This is a genomic window from Sphingobacterium endophyticum, assembly GCF_009733535.1.
GTDB classification, from domain to species: domain Bacteria; phylum Bacteroidota; class Bacteroidia; order Sphingobacteriales; family Sphingobacteriaceae; genus Sphingobacterium; species Sphingobacterium endophyticum.
In genome coordinates, this window is sequence record NZ_ML771899.1 from 299,733 (window position 1) to 324,472 (window position 24,740).

Here is a 24,740-nt window from a genome sequence, read left to right on the forward strand (position 1 = left end):
TAAAACTATAGGTCAAATGACTTGCCAGGGGTAACCTTTTGTTCCTGGTTCTTCTTTCGGGCCTCCCTGATATCCATCGCTTCCTGGTATGTCCATATTTCAGGATCCAACTTCAGCCTCCTTTCATGTATCGAGCACCTGAGCTGATGGTCTAGGATGATTTTTTCTGGAGATTTTCCTTCCTCCCCCGCAAGCTCTATGACCTGAAGGCCTTGGGTGAGCAGGCTTTCCGAAACGGAAGGCCCATTTTCATTTGCCCAAGGTTGTTGGGAAAGTTGGGCCAGTACAATCCGAATACGGGAAACCGCTGCATTTTCCCGGGCTATCATCTGCTGTTTTCCAGCGTTGTGCATAAAAGGCTCCGGACTGAACCTTCTTTCTGGGATTCCCTTGCTCAAGGCCCTGCCCTGGCTGTCCATGATGTAGTACATCAGGCCCTTTGACGTGCCTTGGGCTCCCTTCCTTGGACAGAGCGCCAGTATATTATAAGGCCTAAGCAGGGCGTTCCACTCTTTGATCTCTGAAAAGCTATATGTGCTGGAAAGGTACATAATGATATTCCTTACTCCCTCAAAGGTTGGATGGCTTGCATGGGAGAGCATCCGGATGTGGCGCGGGAGGGGAGTGTTGGCCAGATGCCGCCCCATGGCAGGTACCAGGCCGAATTCGTCTTCCAAACGGGTCGAAGCGGGATAGGAAAGCCGCCTGCCGAGCTGGTGGGTATAGATCTGGCTCCCGTCGCTACGAATGTTGGTCGATACGATGTAGGCTAAGTACCCGGCGCCTTTCCACATTACTGTGATAGGATCTCCAAGTACTCGCCCCCGAACCGTACGTACACCTCTCAGCGTATACGGCTCTCCATTAATATTATCAGTCCATCTTTCCATAGTGTATTTTTCTATGACAGTTGAAACATACAGCCAAAGTTTTCCTGCGTCTTGCGATCATGTGTTTCTCCCAATCCTGTTTACCTTTCAGGTCTTTGAGTTTCCGCACATGGTGCATTTCCAGTTCTTCAGTGGCTCCACAAAACTCACATTTTCCAGCCCTAAGCCTGTCGATCAGACTTGTTCCAGCGGTGAATTGTATGGTGTTGGGTAGTAGATCGACCTCGTTATACGTGAGTGTCTTTCTTGCGAACCCATCATTATAGAACTTTCTGCTTAGTACTTTACCTTTCTTGTTCTCATATTTTACTATGAATTCCCCGTTTTCGCTGAACTTGCGTATCATTCTACGGGTTGTGGATTGGTATTTACAAGCATAAGTTTTGTACATACTGTACTCCATAATGTTGTAGAATGAATCGATTGTATAGCTGTTATTGGCAATCGAATAGTAGTTGAAGAAACCTCGGATTTCGGCATTATATTGCGATAGGATTTCAAGATCGTCGTTGTTCTTCATACATGGTCTTGCTTTACACTTCCAAGCTTCTTTACCGTTCCTATTTGTGATAGTCATGGCATCGTAGTCTAGAAGTTTTTTCTTCATAGTGGCATTTCCAATTTCTAATACAACCCGGTCTCCAAAAGCTCTGGCTAAAACGCCATTTTTATTCCTCTTAGTTGCGTTGGACTTTCTCACTGAGACTTCATACCCAAGAAATTTTGCAGGCGATTTCGCATTGGTAACCAAGGTTTTTTCATCAGACAGCTCCAGACTAAGTCTTTCGGATATGAATATCTTCAAGTCTTCTTTAACCTTTTGAGCGTCTGCTTTACTTCCAATGATTCCAATTAGAAAGTCATCTGCGTACCTCACGTACTTCATCCTTCTGTAATTTCCATCCATTGCGTTCGCATAAGGAACTAGGATACGTTGTTTTTTCAATTCACTAATTTGTGCCAACAACTGGCTTCTAATCGATCCATCATTTTCAACTTTGAGCTTTCTAGCAATAATATTTTCCGCTGTCCATTTGAGTTTGGCATATTCAGGATTAACCGCTTTGGACTTCCCTTTATCAAATTTGGCGATGTAATCGGCTACATATTTATCCAGTTTATCCAGATAGATGTTGGCCAGAATTGGGCTTATTATTCCGCCTTGTGGTGTACCACTGTAGGTCTTATTGAACATCCAATCCTCTACATACCCCGCATTCAAAAACTTCCTGATCAGGCGCAGGAACCGTTCGTCAGCAATGCGTTCTCTTAGTATTCCTATCAAAACATCGTGACTGATGTTATCAAAGAATCCTTTGATGTCGCCTTCAACGAACCATTTTGTACCTGTGAAAGTGTTCTGAACACTAACAAGCGCAGTGTGACAGCTTCTCTCTGGTCTGAAGCCATGTGAGCTATTTTCAAAGTAGCCCTCATAAATCGACTGTAGTATCATTCTCATCACTTCTTGCACTAGTTTGTCTCCAAAACTTGGTATTCCCAGAGGACGTTTTTTTCCGTTTTTCTTTAGGATATACGTTCTCCTTGATGGTGCTGGCTGATAGCTTTCATTTCTGATCACATCAATCAGCTGTTTAACTTTAGAAATGCTCATGCCGTCGATCGTTTTACCGTCGGCACCTTTAGTCATGTTGCCCGCATTAGCATAAAGCTTTTGATAGGCGACGAAGTACATTTCTTCATTAAACAAAATCCTGTAGAGCCGCTCATACTTATAGCATGATTTCTTGCTTTGCTCTGATAGACTGTTTAATACTTTCTCTGGATTTCTCATAATGTGTCTCACATTTTCCTTTAATCGTATTAAAAATATTAACTGCTTCCCTTCGCCATGTACAAGGCTTTCCCTTGCTCGGACTACTACGGAAGCTCCGTTACCATGCTGGATATTCAGAGGCCTAAAGTCTCATAGCCATGCCAGTGGCATTCCAGGTTAGGTAATCCCCATTTAGACATATAATAACATAGCTCGATGAACTATCGGATACGATGTCCGCCCTTTTCTACTTATTGTAGATGCGCTGTACTCCGTTTATGCTCCATTAAATGCACATATAAATATGGAGTAGTACAGTCTGACGTTGGTAACTGTTTTCCGTCAGAGCTCCCGCATGTGACCGCTCAGGCTATCGTTCAATCAGTATGGATTTTATCCTTATGTTCATCTTTTTACCTCCCCATTCAGTCGCAGCTTAACAGTTAACTGACTTATGAGTTTCCCAACATGCTACACTCCCTGTCCGGTTTCCCTTTCAGATAAGTCGGGTAGTAATTGACGTCTAAACGCTTGTCAAAGAACTTGCTACTGTTCTATTTATTATATGCCCTTATGGGCGCACATGAAGATGGGGATGATAAGTGTCCGTATGGCGGTAAACAAGATATGGCTGCCGTCCAAATCCGATAAGCTCCATATAGCGCTTTGCGATCCTGGTAAATTGGTCATTGCAAAGTCGGCCATCCATGGGATGGAATCCCAGGATGGCATGGAGGCAGGAAATCCTGATGTTTGCATTGAGCGTGCACCTGTTCTGCATATAGGAAGTTTTTTCTGCCCTGTCGAGTTCAAATGCCCTTAAAGGCATGTTTCCTGCATACAGACAATTCCCCGTCCCCAAAGTGACTTTGTTCTCATGGTAGGAGATTATCCTGGATGCACCTGCCAGGTCATGGGTTAGGACAACCATAATCCGAGCAGCTTTTTGACCAGGCCGGTCTGTACGGTCACGTTAACTTCGATTTGTCTCAGTGCCTTCCTTGTGGACTGGGCCTCAGGGCCCTGGCCCGGAGATTCCTCCAGGGCTTCCATCATTCGCTCAAGGCACATTCTATTCCTGGAGAGCTCCTCGAGGATGTCATCCTGTGAGCGGTTTCGGAAGGTAGTGACGATCTTTCTGGAGAAAAGCCTTTTTCTAAGGTACAGGGCCATATTGGGGCAGGTGCTTTTTTCCCTCTGGTCCTGTAGGGAGTGGAACTCCCGTTGTGTAAAGTTCAGCGTAATGGCCTTTACCCTCCGTTCTCTTGCTTGGGTCTTCATATATCTGATTCTATGTTATTTGCTAAGCCTTAGGGCAGGGCAACCGTTGGTCGGCATCCCCAGGTTCATGGACCATTCATTGAGGTCCTTGTGGTTCTTGTAAAGCTCACTCTTGTCGCAGTAGGCGCTATCGAGTGAAAGGGCTAATCTTGTGAGCTCGATTCCCGTCCTATCGCGGTCCAGGTAGAGGGAGATCTTTTCATGAATTTCCATTTTCCTGCGGGCCCGTTCGAAGAACGAGACTGAATTCAGGACCAGAAAGTCGACCTTACTTTCGTCAAGATCCGGATGGATGGTCCGAAAGGTGAGGAAGTCCATGAATCCCTCGAATACCAGTATCTCTCGGTTTCCATGGTCCAGGCTGGTAATGTCCTTTGGAGAGTTCCCTAATTTGTAGTGAGGGCTTCGGATCTCAAAACCACCGCTATCGTTCGCAAAACCGATGCCGGTATAGCTGTTCCCACCAATCTCATAAACGACTTCCCGACAGTAGCGATCGGCCATTGGCAGCGACACCCGGCGGTCCTGGATGTACCTTATCAGTAAATCCGAGCGAAGTGAGAAGTGCTCGAGTACGTGCAACCTGCTCTCGGGCTGATGGGAGCTGGATGGATAAGCCTTCCTTGATGGTAGATTGAGGGCAGGGCTATTCCTGAATGCCTCCAGGAACTCGGAAATGCTGCACCCCTGATAGCGGATGGCAAAGTCGATCAGGTTGCCTCCAATGCCCAGGCTATGGTCATACCAACGGTTGATCCGCCGGTTGACCTTAAAGGACGGCTCTGACTCCTGTCGCAGCGGAGAGAGATACCAGAAGTCATTGTTTCTGACCCTGGATGGTTCATGTCCAAGGTTCGACAGATAGTTTACCAGATCCATCTCCCTGATCTGTTCCAGTGAGATATCGCTTTTGTTTTCTTCCATATCCACATTGTTGATTGATGGTTAATACCCCCAAGGACTAAAATTAAGTACGCCGGCTGACAGAATTCCGTCCCAGCTAAAATATGTAGCAGGATCGAACGTCGCTTTAGATGGATATGGTTCCTGGATGTATGCCATTTTCTACTCAAAGGGATAATAAGGCCAAAATAAATGCACTTCCTCCCATCGACAAGAGGGGACTGATAACCCCTGCGTAAAAAAGAGGATCCGAGCGTTCCAATGGACAAGAAATGTGGCTGAAGTATTCATTAATGAAAAATGAAAAGAGGGGTGGGTAAAGGGTTCCAGTAATTCGTGCTGAAAATTCAGCTCGCTCGGTAAAACCGGACAGGGATTGGTCCCGGTGTCGAAGGCCATTACGTCATTTCGGGGCACGACCGCGGTACAGTAAATGTTGTACTTGTCGAGGGAGATTTTACGAAGTTATTTTGGATTAGAAAGCGTTCGATAAGTCCAGCAAAGGCAATCGTACGGTCAAACAATTAAACAGGAGGAAATATGTTGGAGAATTTAACATGGCTGCAAGTTCTGCTTCCACTTTCAGTGGGACTGGCGATCTACTACGTTTGGGTGCTGTCGACCTGTTTTGCAAGTGGGATGGTGGACAGGATCGATCAGGGTAAGGTTCCATCGCGAAAAAGGAAACAGGGCTGGGCCTCGAGGCCCTGGAACTTTGGAGGGAATGACGGAATTCCTCTGGGCCAGGGGGACGGTGGCAGCACCGAATTTCTTGATCAGCTAAGGCTTTACCTCGAGCCCTATAGGAATGGAGTACTGTACCGTTCTGCACAAGGGGATGTCCTTGGTGACCTGCTGGCCAAGTATAACCCAACGGGAAATAGTGAAAGGGGCAGTATCTTGATGAAAGTGTTGGAGGAAGAACTGCATGAATTTAAGGTAAAGATTGTGGAAGAAAACGAATCCGGAAAAACCTAGGACCCTAGGTTACAAATCTAAGCTGGCCTGCGCTCCCGGTTCTGATCGGTGCACGCACCTCATGGAAATCCGCTTTGCAGCTAACTCGGGACCGCATGCCGCTTTTTATTGAACCTGTTAAAATAGTTTAAGATATGAAACATAAAAGAAAATTTTTCGTCAGAATCGGCCTTGGATACAGACGGTTAGGGCATTCCCTTTTGACCCTCCACTTGCTGGGTATGCAAATTTGCATTGCCCAAGACGGCAATGCCGGGATTGAGGCAGCCAATTCCCAGGTCCGAAGTTATTTTAGTTCAGGAACCCAACTCATGTATGCCGTAGGGGGACTCTTGGGGCTGATCGGAGCTATAAAGGTCTTTCAGAAATGGAACAATGGGGATCCTGATACCGCTAAGGTCGCCGCTGCCTGGTTTGGTAGCTGTGTCTTCCTGGTGGTTGTTACTACCGTCATCGAATCATTCTTTGGAATAAACTGAGCATGGCAAATTCGATTTACCGCATTCAGCGCGATATCAATAAACCAATTGAATTCTATGGGTTGAAGTCTCTGTTCATGGTGATATTTGCAGTCGGCATTTTATTGTTATTTGCTGCCTTTATAGGCCTGTACTATGCTGGGATTCCAAGGATACCCAGCCTGCTCTCGGTAACTATGACCGCGATGATCTGGGCAGTTAAGGTCCAAAGGCTGAGCAGGAGATTTGGACGTTATGGCCTACTGAAGGCTTACGCTAGGAGAAAGCTACCCGAGTCGGTCCGCATAAGGGACCGGCGCATCTTTATGGATATCAGTTTCAACGGGGAGGGAAGATGAACAGGGAAATCACGACGGTATTTCCGCTAATGGACGTTGAACACGACTGTATATTGAGCAAGACGGGCGATGTGACCCTTGTTTATAGAGCTAAGCTTCCAGAGATATTCACGCTTTCCGACGTAGAGTATGAAACCTTCCACCAGAGCTGGATCAGGGCACTCAGGTCCCTTCCGGCAGGAAGTATAATGCACAAGCAGGATTGGTTCGAAAACAGAATCCATAGGCCGGATCTTTGCCGACCGGAAATTGGTGCTTTAGACCTTGCCAGTGAGAAGCACTTCAACGAACGTCCCTATTTGGACCACGAGTGCTTCATCCTGCTTACCAAGCCACGATCTTCAGGGAAGGTGCCAAATAGCCTCTTCTCAAGTCTGTTAAGGGGAAATCTGGTTCCTGCCGAGACGATTTCCAAGGATGGATTCGACGATTTTTTTGCCGCCTGTGGACAATTTCAGAGAATTTTGGAGGACTCTTCCTTAATTCGGCTGGAACGCATATCTGGAAAGGAGCTGGCAAGCGGGAGGGAACGGGCGGGTCTAATTGAACGTTACTGTCTCCTTGAAGGCACAGATTCCAGGCCTATTATAGGGGACATCAGCTTTTCAGATGGAATCCGGATAGGAGACCGTCTTTGCCAACTGTATACCCTGAGCGATGCGAGTGAACTTCCTTCGATGTGCGGTAGCAGGATCGATTTCGATCGATACTCAACAGATAGGTCCCGTTTCAGCGTGGGGTTCTGTTCTTCCCTAGGTCAGCTCCTCTCGTGCAACCATATTTACAACCAGTACATCCTAATTTCCGACCCCCAAAAGACGCTGAAGAGGCTGGAAAGGAAGCGCCTAAGGCTGCAGTCACTTTCGTCCTACAGTCGAGGGAACAGGATAGCCAGAGATGCTACCGATGAATTTTTGAATGAAGCATTCTCCCAACAGCGCCTTCCGGTAAGGGCACATTTCAACCTACTTGCATGGACTGTTGAGCAGAGTGAGCTCCCGGTCATAAGAAACATGGTCACCTCTGCCCTTTCCAACATGGACAGCCTCTGCAAACAGGAGACCGTGGGAGCCCCACAGATCTATTGGGCTGGAATCCCTGGGAATTCTGCGGACCTTCCGCTGAGCGAGACATTCGAGACCTTTGCGGAACAGGCTAGTTGCTTTCTGAACCTAGAGACGGGCAGCTCCAGCTCCTTGAGCCCCACAGGTATCCGTCTGGGGGACCGGCTGACGGGCAGGCCGCTTCACGTGGACTTATCCGATGAGCCGATCAAGAAGGGTATATGTACCAACCGAAATAAATTCATTCTGGGACCTACGGGAAGTGGAAAGTCCTTCTTTACCAACCATATGCTCCGGGGATACCATCAGCAGGGCAGCCATATTGTACTCGTGGACGTCGGTCACAGCTACCGGGGCCTCTGCCAACTTCTAGGGGGGCGGTATTTTACCTATTCGGAGGAAGAGCCCATACGTTTTAACCCCTTCCAAATCGGCGATGGAGACAATCTGGATACCGAGAAGAAGGAAAGTATAAAAACGTTGCTCCTGGCTCTTTGGAAGAAGGACGACGAGGCATTCAAGCGCTCGGAATATGTTGCGCTTTCCAATGCCATAACGGGTTACTTTGAATTTTTGGCGTCAAAGCCAAAGATCAAGCCGTGTTTCGACAGTTTCTATGAGTACGCAAGGGACCATTATGTCTATAGCCTAAAAGGGGAGGGCGTCAAGGACAGCGACTTTGACATTGACAATTTCCTATATGTCCTGAGGCCTTTTTATAAAGGTGGTGAATTCGACTATCTGCTAAATTCCAGCCAGGAGCTCAATCTTTTGGGGGAAAGGTTCATAGTCTTCGAGCTAGACAATATAAAGGAGCATCCCATTCTCTTTCCCGTTGTCACCATCATCATCATGGAGGTATTCGTCAACAAGATGAGGAAAGTAAAGGGCCTGCGAAAGGTGATCTTGATAGAGGAAGCATGGAAAGCACTGATGAAAGAAGGCTTTGCCCAGTACATAAAGTACCTTTTCAAGACCGTCCGAAAATTCTTCGGCGAGGCGATAGTAGTCACCCAGGATATAGAAGATATCATATCCTCGCCTGTGGTCAAACAGTCCATTATCAATAACAGTGACTGCAAGATCCTGCTGGACCAGCGAAAATTCGTCAATCGGTTCGACCAGATCCAACAGCTGCTGGGGCTTAGCGAAAAGGAAAAATCAATGGTCCTTTCCATTAACCGGGACAACGATCCCAAATACAGGTACAAAGAGGTGTTCATCTCCTTAGGTGGCGTCCACTCCAGGATCTATAGAACTGAGGTATCCCTTGAGGAATACATTTGCTATACAACTGAGGAATCGGAAAGGATTAAGCTTTCGCAATATGCCGACCGGCTCGGCGGGGACCTGTCCCATGCCATTTCAGCAATGGCAAGGGATATACGCGAAGGATTAATAAAAATTTGAAGCTATGAAGAGAATCACCATAATAAGGATTTCACTCCTATTTTTAACATTAGCATGTACCCCCACCAACCAGGCCAGGGCCCAGCTCGCCATTGCCGAGGTGATCCGGGCGGGAATCAAGCGGGTTGTCAAGGCGGTCGACCTGAAAGTACAGCGATTGCAGAACCGTACGGTATGGTTGCAGAACGCTCAGAAGACCCTGGAAAACTCTCTGAGTAAAAGGCGGCTTAAGGAAATTTCAGAGTGGACCCAAAGGCAGGCCCAGCAGTACCGGGAACATTACCTTGGATTCAGAAAGGTCCGCTCGGCGATCAGCCGCTACCGTCAGGTGCGCCAGATAGTCCAGCTACAGGCTTCCATGCTCAAGGAATACAGGCAAGTCTGGCCCACGATAAGGAAAAACGGGAATTTCAGTCCCGATGAGATTGAGTATATGGAAAAGATATATACAGGAATCCTGGAAAGAAGCTTGCAGGACGTAGAGCAGATCGCCCTGGTCATAAAGTCCTTCCAATTGGAAATGAACGACAGCCAGCGTAGCGAAATGATAAAGAGTGCTTCTCGTGAGATCTATGCCAACCACAGGGACCTTGTGAACTTCAACAGGCAGAACATTCTGTTGAGTATCCATAGATCAGCTGAAATCCGTGATGTCGATCGGATTCGTAAGTTTTATCTACCTACAACGAAAAGATGAAGGTCAGGAAAATAACCGGGCTTCTATGCATTTTGACTGCCATTGCCGTTACGGATGGCCAAAGCCAGACCCTGAGGGAATGGGTACGTCAGAAGGCTACGCAAAAGAGGTACTTGGTCCAGCATATTGCTGCCCAAAGGGTATATCTCAAGCTGGTGAAAGATGGAGTAAATTTCGCCAGGTCGGGATGGGGAAAGATCCAGGGTAAAAAGGGTGCTGAGGTTGACCTGCACAACCGTTTCTTTAACTCGCTGTGTACGGTAAGTCCACAGGTCAAGGGGTACCCCAAGATTATGGGAATCCTGGCAATGCAGGCTGATATTCTGGCGCACTATGCTGAATTCCGGTCAAGGACACGTTTGCACGGATTGACTTCAATCCAAGGGCGAAAAACCCTTGAATCGGTCTATCCTGTCCTGCTTGGCCGCTGTAATGGGCTTCTAAACGACCTTGGAGCCGTCCTGAGGGAAGGACATCTGAAAATGGACGATGGACAGCGGATTCTGGCTATTGAGGAGATAGGAGGGGAAATGTACGGCTTGCTGCTTTTTTCCAAGGGCATATTGGACGGTTCATTGACACTTTCCCTACTGATCAAGCAGTTCGGAAGCGACCTGCAGAAGGCGGAAGTGATATTCAAACCTTAAAAAGACTCGATATGAAGACATTCAAACTTTACCTATTCATCTCCACCTTTCTCATCATACCATCGCAAAGGGCATTCCCGCAGCGTACAGAGATTTCGCAATTGCTGCTTAATGTGGAGAAGCTGACCCAAATGAAGAAAATTCTCTACCAGATGAAGCAGGGCTATTCCATACTCTCCAAAGGTTACGGCATGGTCACGGACCTCTCCAGGGGAAACTTCAACCTGCACAGGGCCTTTTTACAAGGCCTGATGAAGGCATCTCCAACGATCAGTAAGTACCATAAGGTAGACCGAATAGCCATTCTCCAGATTCAGCTGGTCAGGCAATCCCGGCAGGCCGTACTTAGGTATAGAAAATCCGGGAGGTTTACACTGGATGAGCTGGATTACCTTTCCAAAGTACGGCAAAAGGTACTCGAAGGATCCCTTGCGTACCTCCAGGAACTCACCTCGCTGCTCTTGGACGGGGAGGTCCAGATGAACGACGGCGAACGGCTTAGTGCAATCGATAGGATTCATGCCCAAATGGAGGATGCCACGGCGTTCTTAAGGGGCTTCCTTCACGAAACGGACGTGCTCATGGTACGGCGCGGCCAGGAGAGGAAGGAGTCGGAGCGCATAGGGAGGCTCTTTGGCCGGTCAGAAAAATAGACTAAAAAAAACGAACGATGAAAATAAAAATAATACAGGGGATCTTTGGGATGGCTGCCATGGCTCCTTTAAAAGCGGTTGGGCAGGATGCCTTCGAAGGGGTAGCAAGTTTCCATCAGGTACTACAGATGCTATATGACCAGATGATGCCTTTGTGTTCCAGCCTGATCGGGGTGGGACAGGGAATTGCAGGATTTGCGGCACTATGGTTTATCTCCTCAAGGGTGTGGAAGCACCTTGCGGCTGCGGAGTCCATTGATTTCTATCCGCTCTTCCGTCCATTTGTCATAGGCTTTTGTATTTCTTTCTTTCCCATGGTCATGGGCGTTATCAACGGGGTCCTAACCCCCATCGTATCTGCCACCTCGGGAATGGTGGGGGACTCCAACCGTGCCATTACAGAACTCCTTAATAGAAAAAGGGAGGCTATGGAGCGGACGGACCATTACCAGATGTACATCGGACCTGACGGCCAGGGCAATAGGGATCAGTGGTACAGGTACTCCCATCCGGAATCCGATCCGGGCTCTGAGGGCTTTTGGGAGGGCATAGGAAACGATTATAAATTTGCGATGTCCAAAGCTGCCTATAGCTTCAGAAATTCGGTCAAGGAGTGGATGGGAGAAGTGCTTGCTGTTCTCTTTCAGGCGGCGGCCTTGTGCATCGACACGCTCAGAACTTTTCAGCTGGTCGTACTGTCGGTCCTGGGACCCCTTGTGTTCGGACTTGCAGTCTTTGATGGATTTCAGCACACCCTGGTCATCTGGTTAGCCAGATACATCAATATTTTCCTATGGCTGCCGGTTGCCAATATTTTTGGAAGCATGATCGGGAAGATCCAGGAAAACATGCTGAAAATAGATATTTCCCAGATCCAGCAGGACGGCCAGACTTTTTTCTCCCAAGCTGACGCTGCCTATCTCCTGTTCCTTATCATCGGGATCGTTGGATATTTTTCTGTCCCAAGTATTGCCAACTATATCGTGAATGCATCGGAAAACGGAGCCTTCGTTAGGAGCGTAACCAACATTTTTCAGAGCTCGGCAGCGAGCCTTCCGACCAAAATTGTACACGGGGGAGGCTCCATGGCCAATGACTCAATGGGAGATTCTGCGGCAAGGAACTCAAGCAGTATGGCCCAGAGATCCCTGAGCGAACCATATTTTACAGAAAGAGATGCCTCCAACGGATACATGGGGGACAAATTGAAAGGTAATGGCTAATCGTAAAATGTTCCACCATGTTTAGAAAAATGAAAAATATAGATTCGGCCTTTCGCTATATCAGGTTGTTTACGGCTGTGGTAGTGCTCTCAAGCATAACTTTCAGCTGTCTTTGTCTCTATTGGAGCCTCAAGACCATCGGTAGGCAACGGGACAGAGTTTACGTACTTGGGAACGGCCAGGCTTTTCTGGCCTCATCATCCTCAAGGCAAGAAAACCTTCCTGCTGAGGCCCGAGACCATATCCTTCGCTTCCATGAACTCTTCTTTACGTTGGACCCCGATGAATCGGCGATTCGGGAGACAACTGCAAAGGCCCTCTATCTTGCGGACCGCAGTGCTAAGAAAGTTTATGATAATCTTAGTGAAAGAGACTTTTATTCCCAGCTCATTTCTGCCAACGTAAACCAGAGTATAAGGATGGACAGCGTGAAGGTCGACTTTTCGAACTATCCCTACAGCTTTCTTTACTTCGGAAAACAGCTTATTGTCAGGCCAACCAGCCAGACCACTCGAAACCTGGTAAGCAAAGGAATGCTCCGGGAAATCTCTAGAAGTCAAAACAACTCACATGGTTTGATTATCGAGCGATGGGAAATATTGGAAAACAGGGATCTAAAAACAGAGGTCCGCAATTGATGGTAAATGAAAAGAACCTATGTGAATTTTTGGTCTAGACTTAACAATGTTTGGGCTAGAAAGATGGGGATGCTTACCAGGGACTTTTCAAAAAGGACCTGGAAATTATGCCTATTGGCCATGCTGATGACCGGCGGTGCTGCCAGCACGCTCCAAGTCTATCGGGCCGTATGGTCGGAGAAGAGTGAACTTGCGGAAAAACCGGGTTCCATCGATTTTCCGCATATCCCGGTAGACACCCTTGAGGTACGAAATTCCCCGCTATCGGGTCCAAAGGATACCGCCTCCATTCGGAACGGATTCCAGATAAAGTAATGTTTTAATAAAAAAATATAGGGGACTGAAGCAAAAAATTAAAAAAATCAATAACCAATAATAAAAATGCAATGGAAAGAAATGACACAGTAAACGGCAATCGGCGCCGGGCCAGGTTCCTTTTGCTTGCACCTTTGGTTGCCCTACCATTTCTGTTCTTCCTGTTTTGGAAGATGGGGGTAGGAAGGGTACCGGGAGGTATTTCCAGGAGCCAGGGACCAGAGGGTTTATCTTCCGAACTGCCCGATATGGTTCGTTCCAGTGAAGAAGGCCTTGATAAACTTGACTACTACGAAAGGGCGGAGCGCGATTCCCAGAGGCTTCAGGAACTTATCAGAAACGATCCCTACCACCTGCTCCCGGAGGATTCATCAGGATTGTATCAGGAAGATGATTTTATGAAATCAGAAACCGTATGGGATGATTTCATGCCCGCTAAAAAGGATCCCGGAGACTTGATTTCCGAGGATATCTTCGCCAAGCTGGCCGACCTAAATAAGGAATTGAAAGATCCGCAAGGTGAGGCCAGGGGAATCCTTGAGAATACACAGCCCTTTCAGGGTAGAGATTACCAGGCCGTGACCACCGTACCCGGAGATATGCTTGATCTGGAAAATGACAACCCTGACATGGTTTCCCGAGGACTCGGAGAGGAAGAGGAGATTTCTGAGCTCAATTCGATGCTCGACAAGATCATTGAAATTCAGAATCCTACCGGGGGGACTTATCAAACGGCCTCATCGGACGGTTCTGCTGACAGTACCGTGCCAGTTACCTCTAGCGAAGAGGCCTTGGCAATAACCACAATGGCAAGACGTGGACTTAATGTTGATTCCTTTAGCAGGGCGGTCAGGTTCTATTCGCTTGACCCTCCAATCAAGGAAACTGTTGGAGGAAGGGCCATTCAGGCAGTCGTCCACGGAAAACAGGAACTCACCAATGGTTCTACCTTGAAGATGCACCTATTGGAGGACGTGTCCATTGCAGGCAGGGAGGTTTCAAAAGGACATCTGGTTTTCGCGCGGGTAAGCTTTTCATCCCAGCGGATGGAGGCCAGGGTCTCCAATATTAGGGTGGGTCCGGATCTTCTTTCCGTGGATATGCAGGTTCATGACCTGGACGGCATGCGGGGAATCAATATTCCTGGAAACCTCCTCCAGCAAGGGATGGATGAATCTACGGGACGGACACTTCAGGGAATCGGGCTATCCTCTCTGGATCCCTCATGGGAGACCAAGGCAGCATCAGTGGGCATTCAGGCCGCCAAAAGTATGATAGGAAAAAAGCTCAAGGCGGGAAAGGTGATACTGCCCACAGGTTACCGCCTGCTGTTGTTCGATAAAAAACAGAATGGCCAGTAGGCCAAAACTAAAAACGATCACATTATGATAAGTCTCCAAAAGAAAATCCTAGCATCAATCCTTATTGTCACCGCTGTATCCGTCAACGGACAGTCGGAAATCACTCCCAGGGAACTGGGGGTAAGTGAAAAAATGACCACTAACCTGATATTTCCCCAGCCGATTATTAGTGTAGACCTCGGCAGTGCGGGGCTCCTTGCCCAGAGAGCCGAGGGGGTGCAGAACATCCTGCAGGTGAAGGCTGAAGGTCCGAGCCTGGAACGCACAAACCTAACGGTGATCACCCAAGATGGAACCTTACATTCCTTTCTCGTGAGCTATTCGGAATATGCTGAACCCATCAACTTAAGTGTTCAGGAACGTGAACCGGATTCTTACCGGTCCATGCCTAACGGAAGGAGGGTTCCTACTGAACAGATCAAGGAAGCATTGGAATGGACCCGAAGTACCGATCTTACCCCCCTGCGGCTCAGGCGGAATTCCAACGGGATATCTCTTTCGTTGGACGGTATTTTTATCCATGGGGACAGAATGTACCTGCGTTTCCGGATATACAATGATTCCCATATACCTTACCAGATCGATCAGTTCAGATTCTTCCTAAAGGAAACCAGAGGTACAAAGCGCACTGCAGAACAGGAGGTGGAAATACTCCCTGAATTTGTAGATGGCGACCTGGAGAGATTCCATGAACATGTTCAGCATACCCTTGTTTTCGTTCTTCCCAGCTTTACACTCCCCACAGGGAAGCATTTATCCATTGAAATAATGGAGCTCTCTGGAGGCAGGGATTTAAGCCAGAAGGTGAAAAACAGGCATCTCTTAAAAGCACTTCCCATTCCAATTCGCATTAAATAAATCCCATATCATGAACGTACAGAACTATGAATACCTGAAGGATCAACTTTTCTATTCAGGATTTGGCAACCAGCTCCAAGAGGACATGCATAACAAGATAGTAAAAGGAAAAAATGAGTTCCAATTGCAATTAAGGACTAAATTGGAGGGTGAGGAGGTAAAGGCAGAGCTCCATTTCTCCAGGAGCAAGCAAACCGACATGTATTTCTTCAATTCCTACAGGCTCGAACTTCCTGCTGATCCATCCCGAACGGTGAATGCCAGGAAATTCTATGTGAATGGCAACGAGCGATTTACATTGAAGGAAGCCTACAATCTTCTGAATGGTCGCTCCGTGCAGAAGCTGATGTCGGACGTACAGGGTGAATCCTACCGGGCTTGGTACCAGCTTGATTCCAAGACCATGGACATTCAAGGCAACAATAAGCTCCTTAAGTTCCATGAAAATTATGGATATGACCTAGAGAAGCAGCTGCAACGGTACCCTATTGAGGAACTCGCTGACGAACGGAGCAGGAAGAGGATTCTAGATTCACTTTGCAGGGGAAATCGCCAGTTGGTAACTTTCAATCTCAGCAGGGGCAAGGAAAGACTCTATGTTGAAGCGCTTCCCCGATTCAAGGCTGTGTGCATCTTCAATGAGCAGGGGATTAGGCAGGAATTTATGGACGACCGAACAGAACTGCACCAGAGGCCTAGTGCTAAGCAGCAGGAACTTCAGAGGCAGGTTCAGGTTAGGGCCAGAGGAGCGGGGAAAGGAGGACACAGGATATGAAACCTGAAGCCTTTCTGGCATTGGGCTCGGTCCTGCCGAGATTCTTTGAGGCCATGGATAGGGACCCACGACTCTCGACAGCACACATTTCGCTCTATTTTTCCCTGATTAGGAAGTGGGCCTGTATGGAATATCAGGGGTGCATAAGGATTTACTCCAGCCAGGGTGCAAAGGAAGCAAAGATGTGCCTTGCTACCTATCGCAATTGTCTAAGGGAGCTCCATGAGTTTGGCTACCTGAAGTACGTACCGTCCTTTAATAAGAATCTGCCCAGCTCGATTTACCTTTTTTTTCTGCAAAATGGCGAGTGATGGAAAATCTGTCTCTGGAATATTCAATTTCCATTGAATTCTCGGGGTCATCGAGCTTTCTTTGGAAATACAGTCCAAAAGGGAAATGGAAGGAATATTCCGGAGGCAAAAGCGGAACAGTGATTTCTGATTATCTAGGCAAAGTCGCCATAAGGTAAAAACGATCTTCCTAAAATTTAACTATGGACTATCAAACGGAATTCGCTGTTTTTACCGTCCCCGATCATGCTCTATCTTATCTTATTGTATATTCCCTATTTTGCAAGAGGGCAGGACCTTTGAGTTTCAAGCCTTTGGATAACGTTACTCAATTTCCGCCGTTCCCTTAAAAAACATTTCAGCTTGCCTGGTCACGGAGGTGGGACCGGGCTTTGTCGGATTCAAACTTTCTTTCTCCTGGTCTGAAATACCAGGATAAAACGGTTGAGACCAATAAAATCATGGAGGGGATAGCTTGTGAAAATTCTTGGCCGACAGCCAGATGAGAGATCAGGGCGCCTGACATCACAAAGAAAAAACCTGCATAGGCCCATTCCTTAAATAACGGAAATTTCGGGACGAGAATGACAATGACCCCAAGGATTTTCCAAGTTCCGATAATACTCAACATGTACAGCGGATATCCCAACGCACTTACTATTTCGTTGTAACCTCCTATCTGAAAAATTTGCTGTATACCGCCAGCGGTCATTCCGATTGAAAGGAATATGGTCGTGACCCAATAAATTATTCTGTTTCGATTTTTCATACTTCGTTATTTTAGCCTGTCTGCCACTTCCTGCAGCCTGTTGTGAGCTATGTTAATACCTTGAGCAAAGGGCATTTGTAAAAGTTGGTTTCTGAACCCAATTGATTTAAAAACAATGTGAATTGTCAGTTTACTCTTTTGCTGAGTGATTCTTTCAAATTCCAGATATTCAATCTGAACAGGAAAAGTCGTTTGTTCCATCTCAAATGTTCGAGTTATCTTCCGGTTGCGAACAAATTCGTGAATTGTCCCATTTGCCCGAAACACCACATTTCCGTTGTGCGATGTCTCAAAAGCATAGGAGCCGTGTCTTCTGTTTTCCATTTTCAAAACCTTGGTTCCCATCCACTGTTCAAAGAGATCAGGATCTTCGTAGGCCTTGAAAAGTAACTCAACGGACAAATCAAATTCCCTTGTGATTACGATTTCCTGTTTGCCGTCCTCGGCATTCACTTTGGTTAGCTGTTCCATAATTATCTGTTTTTGTACTTTTTCATTACGTCCTCTAACATGTTAAACCTTTCATCCCACATCTTGCGGAACGGTTCAATAAAGTCGGCGACTGTCCTCAACTTTTCAGCGTTGATGCGGTAGAGAATCTCTCTTCCGTTCTGTTTTTGTATAAGCAATTCGCATTCTGTGAGAATCTGGAGGTGCTTGGAAACTGTCGGTCGTGCTGAGTCAAAGTTTGATGCTATTGCTCCCGCAGTCATGGATTGTGTAGCGACTAAAAGCAATATTGCCCTTCTAGTAGGGTCGGCAATAGCCTGAAAAACATCTCGTCTTAAATTCATATATGAAGCCATTTGACTACAAATATAAGTGTAGTCAAATGGCTACGCAAATTAATTTGATAATCCTTTTTGGTAATGGAGGTTTCCATGGTTCAGCGGGGTGCCTCTAATGGTCACGTTCTTTATGGAGCATGACCTTGGTGAGTCTATGGACTATTTGGTAGATTATGCCCTCATGAACCCTCTGCTCGCCGCTGAACCTTCTGTTTATTGCCATATGGAAAAGGTCGGAAAGCATTTTGCGCCTGTCCATTTCGGGAGTATGACGCATTATCGTACGTAGTTTCCCCACCATCGCTTTGTTTGCGGACCTGACTCCTTCCATGCTGAAGTCAGAAGAAAAGAGGTTTACCTTCTTCCACGATTCACTTTGAAGGTCCATTTCCTTGGCAAAATATCCGGCCATAGCCCTATAGAATTTTTCCCTCTCAATGATATCGGGGAGAATGTATTGGGTGAGATCCCATATTAGGTTGACCATCCTGGCATATCGCTCTTTCGTCGGCCTATTAATGTCCCTTAAGGCATTTACACTGTCCAGATGAAAGAATTTTTCAACATGGGACATTGCCTTCGGTCCGTACCTCTGGATCTCCCTGTCATATTCCCTGATGGTGATTCCCGAGACTATCCCACTAACCCTTAAAGGCGCGAAGTATTCCCCAATATCCTTTAAAACGTCGGGACTATCATACCTTTTTCTTATCCTCAACCGGATGTGGGGGCTGGGATCGTTGTATCGCACGAAGAACCACAACTGTATCCAGTCCCCGGCAGATTTTAGAAATGCCTTAAGTTCCTGGGATATGAACCTGTCAGATGCGCTTTGGTTCATGAGGAGTTCGATATATATCCAATCGCTGTTGAAGGACTTTATGTCCGTCTGGATTTTTTTGCTTTCCCTTAGCGGTATGTCCTCATATACGGTGTGCCCGTGGAAGAAGTCTATGACATATTCTGAAAAGTATGGCAATCCCTCCTCGTCCCTAATGCTGCCTTCTTGGGATATCAAGGCTTCCTTAACTAGAGGGGCTGTGTTCTTCTTGCAGTAGGTTAGGAAATATGCCAGGTCCTCCTCTTTGTTAGGGTCTATCATCAGTGTTTGGTCGTAATTCCCAACAAGGAAGGGTCCCTTGGGTCCAGAGGTTGAGATCCACTGGGTAAGCTCAGAACGGGAACTGAAGGCTGGACATCTCCAAACGGCGGGTTCGATTATGCAGTCCCTGTAAACGATTCGGGGATAGTGGTCGAGCCCCGGCAGTAGCGAGCTCATAACCGGAAGCTGAAGGAGGTGGAGGTCCTGTCCCTGGACATCCATCAGGAACCTAAAGTGGGGAAGTTCTGATCTGCGAAAGTTGTAGGCAGAGGCGAACCTTGGTACCATCCTCTTTCCCGTCGGGGCATGGTGGAGCAGTATCCGCTCCCCGTCCACGCTTACCAGGATGTCCTGTAAGCGAACTGGGCTGTCCAGGGACGGCCAGCAGGCAAATGGAAGTTCGCCTTCGAAAAGCGGCAGCCTCCAGTTTATATGGTCGGCTCCCTCCCCACTGAGGTAGGCTAGGTCAAAGAATGTAATTCCCGGATTTGCCAATTTCTCTAGCCCTGCGATCTCCCGCAGCTTTGGTTCAAAATCTGGTAATGTCGAAAATCTTCCCGATAGGGAGCTTGAGGAATACCCTCCAATTGACCTTATGACCGGACGGCCCTGAAAGGTCTGTAGAATGGCGCTGAAGGTGTTTGGGAGACTGCCGGGGGCATTTTGCAAATCGGCCCTGAAGTTTTCCAGCCTGATGGTTTCTCCCTTGACAAGTTCGCGCAACAGGAACTCAACGAACCCGTCGAACTGGAAGACTCGCCCAGACCGATCCATCCTTTCTATGCCCAGAAGTTCATAGGGACCACCCTTACCAGCTGATCCAAGATTACCATAGGGTATTCCGTATATGGGGTCGAGCACAGTACTTAGTGGAACAGCACGGTTTTCCCACCTCCTATTGAAGTTGACCTTAAATTCTTCGAGATCTTTGTTTGGCTTTATGGGGAATGTTTTGCGGAGAAAAATTGCGTATTGAAGAACCTTATCCTTAATTTCCTTGGAAAGGCCCGTCCCTGCAATCTTTCTGGAACTGATAACATACTTCAGATCTGTGCCAGCAGTTTCCTCTATCGGGATCCGTTTTGCAAGGAACCCTCCGGTTACGGAACCGGCTTTTTCTGTAATTATTGCCCCAGAGTCCACCAGTTGTTCCAGGGTGGATCTTGCGTTCCTGATGTCCATCCCCTGGATGTTCTGCAGGAAGTCAATGAGCTCAATGTAAGTCTTCTTTGAGCTGCAGAAATTTAATAGTTCACCAATTTCCTCGGTGAATGGAATGGAACTCAAAGAATAACGGTTCTGTTGCAGGGACAGGTACCTTATTTCGCTTCCCATGACGTAACAGGTCGAGTTCGCAATACATCCCAACCCTAGGGAGCTGCCTGATTTCAATCCCTTGAAGATCGCCTCGGAAAGGTTTCGTGTTACTGCAAAAACATCCATTTCCCTGAAGATGGTCAGGGTTCTTTTCTCCTTGCTAGGGTTTGGTGGGATAAGTGATACAGCCGCAAAGCTCCCAAGGGGTGTTGCCCTATACCTTGCCCTATTGAAATACTTCCAGACCGTAAAGCGTGTCCTCTCATCCTTACCCAGGAGTTCATCATAAGATAGGTTTCGGATGCGCTCATAGAAGTCTGGAGCGGATTGTGAGATTAGAGTCTTAAGTTCCGGCCATGCCGATTCAAGGTCCCGGTCCAAATGGAAGTAGGGTGTCCTACAGATCCCGGCTCCAATTGGGGAAGGGTGCTGATTTTGTTCTTTTTCCGTCATGCTATGTGTCGAGTTTGCGCTGGGAGATTGTTGGAAACTCCGTTTCCGTTAGGATGTGGTTCCATGTGGTCGGTATGGTTAGCTCGAGCCTAAAGTACCTGCCGTGTTTTCCATACTCCAGGGAAAAGTTCCTCTCACCATAGAAACTCTCCATCCTTTCTTTCAAGTTGGTAAGACCTGATCCTCTTCCGCGAGCCTGGGAATCCGGATAGGAAGCTATCAGGTTTTCCGTTTTGATTGTCAGGCTATCTTGCTGTTCGGTAATGGAGATCCTGGCGGGATATTTTTCCTTCAGGAGGTCGCCGTGCTTATAAATATTTTCGACGATGGTCAGGATTGATATGGGTGGAACGAGCTTGCCGTTGACCTCAAGCTCCTTAAGCAATTCCACGGTGACCTTACCGTCGTACCTGAGCTGGTTGATTCGGATGATGTTTTCCACCTGTTTCAGTTCCTCCCTAAGAGGAATGAGGCCGTACTGACTTTTTGAAAGTGAAAAGTCAAGGGTCTGGGTAAGGAGCAGGATTGCTTCTTCGCTCTGTTCCGGCCGGTGCTTTGCTGCAAATTTTATGAAGTTAAGTGTATTGAAGAGAAGATGGGGACTTATCTGAGAACGTAGGTAGTCGCTCTCCAGCTGGGCCATCTTGGTCCGCATACGCTCCAAATCCAGTGACCTTCTGGCCTGTTCAGCCGTTTGTTGGATGTACCTACGGACAAAGAAGAATCCAGTGGCATACATCAGAAAAAGGACGGCTCTCCAGCAAAGGTACAGGAAGAATGCCCCGTCCAGGGTAAGTGGCCGTTTCCTTACTCCGACCAATTCCAGAAAGTAGCTGGAAAGGACCAGAAGGATGGTATAACTGCATAGCAGGGAGGCCAGAAGTACTGCCTCCAAGATGTACCTGCTCCCATGGGCCCTAAAGAGTCTAGGCATAATTATCAGGGCATGGACATAAAAGAGGCCGATCTCAATTGAATAGAAAAATATATAGGTTAAAGGGTGGCTAAATCTGCCGTTCAATGTGCCTGTAAGTAAAATCTCGTAGGCGATATAGATGGTCCAGCAAAGCAGGTGGATCCTGTAGGTTTTATCGCGAAACATTTCGGTTTTGTATAATATTATGTATAGTTCGTATAAAAAAGATGCTGTTCTGGTGGAAGTTTTGTATAATAACGACATCCAATTCCAATAGCAAGATGAAATATACAAAAAAGAAAAAGATCAAAAGCGTAAGCTTGTACGTGTTCGAAAAAGGTAGCTATGTTAAGTCTTCCAAATCGGAGGTTACTGTACCTACAACTACGATGACAACCTCTGGAATGACAATAGGTTGATCAGACACCCAATGTGCGTTTGTTCAGAAAAGTGACGAACGCACTTTTATAGGAATCCCCAATGCTGAATTTATTCCCATCTGTCATCCTGACGATCATACCGTCCACCTCATTGATGTGGCTAGAATTTATTATAATCGATTTCGAAATCCTGATAAACGATGCGCTTCCATCCAGTTTCCTCTCCATAGACTTTAACGTGGAATAGGTAATGTGGAATGATCCTTCCAGCCATATCTTTACATAATTGAGCATTGCCTCTATGAAGACCACCTTATTCAGGTCCAGTTTGATGAAGCTGTTCTTGGAATTTCCCTTAACAAATACAAAATTTTCAACGCCATGGGCATTCGTTGGTACTACCTTCTGGACTTCGATGATATGGGCAATCTTATCCAAGAGCGCGCGCTGTGATATGGGTTTTAGGAGATAGCCGTCCGCATGGGCGCCGAACGCATCCAGGGCATACTCCCTATGTGCCGTTACATAAATCAGGTATTTGCAATTAAGCTGGAGTAGCCTCGCTGCCTCGAGTCCGTTCAAGTCTGGAAGATTGATGTCACAGAAAATAATGTCAATATCACCGTCTTCCAAAAAGTTAAGTGCATTCGATATGTTCTCAAAGGATCCATTTACGGAAATCGAAGGGACCTTTTCCAATGCGTCCTTCAGCTCTATTTGAGCGTGGAATTCGTCATCGATAATTATGCAAGTTAGTTCCATTGGTAAATTTGGGGATTATATCAAAATTAATATAAAAATCCATAAAAGTCCTTATGCCCTGTAAAATACAGGAAAATAAAAGTGCCGTAGCTCCAATTAGAGTTAAAAAGGGACATTCATATAATATTAATCGAGCTTGCTATAAAATTTTATGCATTGTTAGTCTTATTGCCTTGATTTGTACTAGTTATTTATTAAGTACAGTCCCGGAAGGTAAAAGTGCTAATTAGGATTTCCTTCCGGAAAATTTCAATTTACATGCCGTTCTGTTTTGGTTTTTGAATCGAGTAAATGTCATTCAAGCGTTCAAAAAATTTGAAGAATAATTTAGGTAAAAAGGTAATTGGTTATGATGGAGATCGAACGTATGCATTGATCTCCATTTTTTTATATCTATACCACGCAAATTGATCTTTCTAAAGATAAATCGTCATTGATATTCAATATCGGAATAGGCATCTGGGCCGGTCCCCTGGTTGGCATAGGTCCTAAGGAACCAGGTGTTCAGCATCCTTCAGGGATATGGTCACGGAGCGGTACAAAGAGTGCCGCTCTTTTTTGTAGTCCGATTATGATTATCCTTGTTTAAGCTCCCAAGACCCGATATTGAAACATACCTGTTGACTCCTGGACGGGCCGGCTAATAATTTCTTAAAGAAATGCTACATCCACCCGCCTGGCAACCTTTTCGAATAATTTATTGAACACTGAAATACCAGTGTACTTTATGAAGGTCAAGCCTATGGATTACATGGACAGAATGGATCGGATTGAGCAGTATCCTACCTTATTATTTGAAAAATTTGCTCAAAGTCACAAAAAAAAATCGCAAGCATCATTTTTTTTTAAAATAAAGAAATTACATTTGCAGTTCAGGTCCTTAGAGGATTATGAACACTTGGTTAACGAGCCCGCCCTTTCCGGGTGGGCTCTATTTTTTGCATAAGCTTAATTTCCTTCATAAAAAAGCCGATTTTTTTTAGATTTAACCCTTGGCCAAGTATCTCACGGCCGTAAAGTGTTTCAGGCAATTTTGCCATCTAACTAATCCGACTCCGACTTTCCTTTATATTATCGGTCAAATTGTTATCATATTATGCCATCAGCGTGATAAGGCATAAAAGGATGGCTAAAATGCCATTGTTTTTTTCCTTTTATTTTGTGCGAAAAAATAAAAATCCTAATATTGTGCAACGACCCACTCTGTCAATTATGGCCCAGGTATACTTTGAGCAAGCATGGTTCAAAGTACCTTCCAGCTAATTATAGAATGTATGTGGGACTACAAATAAAAACCAACAAGTGTTCATATAACTAATAAAGGAAATAATATGCCAAATCTTCATTGCCCTTAACAGACCCCGGATACAAGACTGCTTAAATTAGAATCCAAGGCTATGCTTTTGGAAGATGTTTGGTATTTAAAATCTTTATGCTAGCCAAATAACCAGATAGCCTTTCATAATGTAATGGAATTGATTACTGTTTTAGCTTTATCTGCGCCTAAGGACATTTCATTTTTAAGATTTTCCTTAATTGCATGGATGATTCAATGGTGGTTTTCTGCAGGGATTCTTGCAGTAGAACCAGTTAGGAAGGTTTAATCGATGATTCTGAAGAAATCAGGTCCGAATAAAATAACCAAGTGTACATGATCTCATAGAGGTCGGTCACAG

At 46.3% G+C, this 24,740-nt stretch carries 25 protein-coding genes; 14 read left to right on the top strand and 11 right to left on the bottom strand.

What is annotated here, in order from left to right:
• Nucleotides 1-5 precede the first annotated feature (5 nt).
• The 5 genes from E0Y80_RS01415 to E0Y80_RS01435 form a co-directional block, all read right to left on the bottom strand.
• Nucleotides 6-890, bottom strand: a complete 885-nt coding sequence (locus tag E0Y80_RS01415) for a hypothetical protein (RefSeq protein ID WP_156305618.1) — start codon at nt 888-890, stop codon at nt 6-8.
• Nucleotides 874-2,685, bottom strand: coding sequence for a reverse transcriptase domain-containing protein (locus tag E0Y80_RS01420; RefSeq protein ID WP_156305619.1), 1,812 nt, complete (start codon nt 2,683-2,685; stop codon nt 874-876). The genes E0Y80_RS01415 and E0Y80_RS01420 overlap by 17 nt, the downstream gene beginning before the upstream one ends.
• 553 nt (nt 2,686-3,238) lie before the next feature.
• Nucleotides 3,239-3,598, bottom strand: coding sequence for a relaxase/mobilization nuclease domain-containing protein (locus E0Y80_RS01425; protein ID WP_156305620.1), 360 nt, complete (start codon nt 3,596-3,598; stop codon nt 3,239-3,241).
• Nucleotides 3,586-3,948 (bottom strand): hypothetical protein, encoded by a 363-nt coding sequence (locus tag E0Y80_RS01430; RefSeq protein ID WP_156305621.1) that lies wholly within the window; start codon nt 3,946-3,948, stop codon nt 3,586-3,588. Before E0Y80_RS01430 ends, E0Y80_RS01425 begins: the two co-directional genes overlap by 13 nt.
• Before the next feature lie 15 nt (nt 3,949-3,963).
• Nucleotides 3,964-4,872, bottom strand: coding sequence for a toprim domain-containing protein (locus E0Y80_RS01435; protein WP_156305622.1), 909 nt, complete (start codon nt 4,870-4,872; stop codon nt 3,964-3,966).
• Nucleotides 4,873-5,391: 519 nt separating this feature from the next.
• Here E0Y80_RS01435 and E0Y80_RS01440 point away from each other — a divergent pair.
• The 13 genes from E0Y80_RS01440 to E0Y80_RS01500 all read left to right on the top strand — a co-directional run bounded on the left by E0Y80_RS01440 (nt 5,392) and on the right by E0Y80_RS01500 (nt 16,756).
• Nucleotides 5,392-5,829, top strand: coding sequence for a hypothetical protein (locus E0Y80_RS01440; protein ID WP_156305623.1), 438 nt, complete (start codon nt 5,392-5,394; stop codon nt 5,827-5,829).
• Between the two features lie 200 nt (nt 5,830-6,029).
• Nucleotides 6,030-6,308, top strand: a complete 279-nt coding sequence (locus E0Y80_RS01445) for a DUF4134 domain-containing protein (RefSeq protein ID WP_394350214.1) — start codon at nt 6,030-6,032, stop codon at nt 6,306-6,308.
• Between the two features lie 2 nt (nt 6,309-6,310).
• A complete protein-coding gene (locus E0Y80_RS01450; protein ID WP_156305625.1) occupies nt 6,311-6,646 on the top strand; it encodes a DUF4133 domain-containing protein in 336 nt (111 codons plus the stop codon).
• On the top strand, nt 6,643-9,120 hold the full coding sequence (locus E0Y80_RS01455) for a TraG family conjugative transposon ATPase (RefSeq protein WP_156305626.1): 2,478 nt from the start codon (nt 6,643-6,645) through the stop codon (nt 9,118-9,120). The genes E0Y80_RS01450 and E0Y80_RS01455 overlap by 4 nt, the downstream gene beginning before the upstream one ends.
• 4 nt (nt 9,121-9,124) lie before the next feature.
• The gene (locus tag E0Y80_RS01460) at nt 9,125-9,817 is read left to right on the top strand and encodes a conjugal transfer protein TraI (protein WP_156305627.1); all 693 of its coding nucleotides are present in this window, start codon (nt 9,125-9,127) and stop codon (nt 9,815-9,817) included.
• Nucleotides 9,814-10,464 (top strand): hypothetical protein, encoded by a 651-nt coding sequence (locus E0Y80_RS01465; RefSeq protein WP_156305628.1) that lies wholly within the window; start codon nt 9,814-9,816, stop codon nt 10,462-10,464. Before E0Y80_RS01460 ends, E0Y80_RS01465 begins: the two co-directional genes overlap by 4 nt.
• Nucleotides 10,465-10,475: 11 nt before the next feature.
• A complete protein-coding gene (locus E0Y80_RS01470) occupies nt 10,476-11,117 on the top strand; it encodes a TerB family tellurite resistance protein (RefSeq protein WP_156305629.1) in 642 nt (213 codons plus the stop codon).
• Between the two features lie 17 nt (nt 11,118-11,134).
• Nucleotides 11,135-12,340 carry a conjugative transposon protein TraJ gene (traJ, locus tag E0Y80_RS01475; RefSeq protein ID WP_156305630.1) on the top strand — a complete coding sequence of 402 codons (1,206 nt, stop codon included), beginning with the start codon at nt 11,135-11,137 and terminating at the stop codon, nt 12,338-12,340.
• 29 nt (nt 12,341-12,369) lie between these two features.
• The gene (traK, locus tag E0Y80_RS01480) at nt 12,370-12,978 is read left to right on the top strand and encodes a conjugative transposon protein TraK (RefSeq protein WP_231595882.1); all 609 of its coding nucleotides are present in this window, start codon (nt 12,370-12,372) and stop codon (nt 12,976-12,978) included.
• 386 nt (nt 12,979-13,364) lie between these two features.
• Nucleotides 13,365-14,654: a conjugative transposon protein TraM gene (gene traM, locus E0Y80_RS01485; RefSeq protein ID WP_156305632.1), complete on the top strand. Its 1,290-nt coding sequence runs from the start codon at nt 13,365-13,367 to the stop codon at nt 14,652-14,654.
• Between the two features lie 24 nt (nt 14,655-14,678).
• Nucleotides 14,679-15,512, top strand: a complete 834-nt coding sequence (traN, locus tag E0Y80_RS01490) for a conjugative transposon protein TraN (protein WP_156305633.1) — start codon at nt 14,679-14,681, stop codon at nt 15,510-15,512.
• A gap of 10 nt (nt 15,513-15,522) precedes the next feature.
• The gene (locus tag E0Y80_RS01495; protein ID WP_156305634.1) at nt 15,523-16,287 is read left to right on the top strand and encodes a hypothetical protein; all 765 of its coding nucleotides are present in this window, start codon (nt 15,523-15,525) and stop codon (nt 16,285-16,287) included.
• Nucleotides 16,288-16,597: 310 nt separating this feature from the next.
• On the top strand, nt 16,598-16,756 hold the full coding sequence (locus E0Y80_RS01500) for a hypothetical protein (protein ID WP_156305635.1): 159 nt from the start codon (nt 16,598-16,600) through the stop codon (nt 16,754-16,756).
• Between the two features lie 179 nt (nt 16,757-16,935).
• On the opposite strand, the gene E0Y80_RS01505 is transcribed toward E0Y80_RS01500, so the two are convergent.
• From E0Y80_RS01505 to E0Y80_RS01530, 6 genes are all read right to left on the bottom strand, one after another.
• A complete protein-coding gene (locus E0Y80_RS01505) occupies nt 16,936-17,346 on the bottom strand; it encodes a DoxX family protein (RefSeq protein WP_156305636.1) in 411 nt (136 codons plus the stop codon).
• Nucleotides 17,347-17,352: 6 nt separating this feature from the next.
• On the bottom strand, nt 17,353-17,817 hold the full coding sequence (locus E0Y80_RS01510) for an SRPBCC family protein (protein ID WP_156305637.1): 465 nt from the start codon (nt 17,815-17,817) through the stop codon (nt 17,353-17,355).
• A 2-nt stretch (nt 17,818-17,819) separates the two neighbouring features.
• Nucleotides 17,820-18,140, bottom strand: coding sequence for an ArsR/SmtB family transcription factor (locus tag E0Y80_RS01515; RefSeq protein WP_156305638.1), 321 nt, complete (start codon nt 18,138-18,140; stop codon nt 17,820-17,822).
• A gap of 106 nt (nt 18,141-18,246) precedes the next feature.
• Nucleotides 18,247-21,006, bottom strand: a complete 2,760-nt coding sequence (locus tag E0Y80_RS01520; RefSeq protein WP_156305639.1) for a lantibiotic dehydratase — start codon at nt 21,004-21,006, stop codon at nt 18,247-18,249.
• Nucleotide 21,007: 1 nt separating this feature from the next.
• The gene (locus tag E0Y80_RS01525; protein ID WP_197091444.1) at nt 21,008-22,108 is read right to left on the bottom strand and encodes a sensor histidine kinase; all 1,101 of its coding nucleotides are present in this window, start codon (nt 22,106-22,108) and stop codon (nt 21,008-21,010) included.
• 233 nt (nt 22,109-22,341) lie between these two features.
• A complete protein-coding gene (locus E0Y80_RS01530; RefSeq protein ID WP_156305641.1) occupies nt 22,342-23,064 on the bottom strand; it encodes a LytR/AlgR family response regulator transcription factor in 723 nt (240 codons plus the stop codon).
• Between the two features lie 1,469 nt (nt 23,065-24,533).
• Between E0Y80_RS01530 and E0Y80_RS20855 the strand changes: the two genes are divergently transcribed.
• The gene (locus tag E0Y80_RS20855) at nt 24,534-24,668 is read left to right on the top strand and encodes a hypothetical protein (RefSeq protein WP_262885844.1); all 135 of its coding nucleotides are present in this window, start codon (nt 24,534-24,536) and stop codon (nt 24,666-24,668) included.
• Nucleotides 24,669-24,740 lie beyond the last annotated feature (72 nt).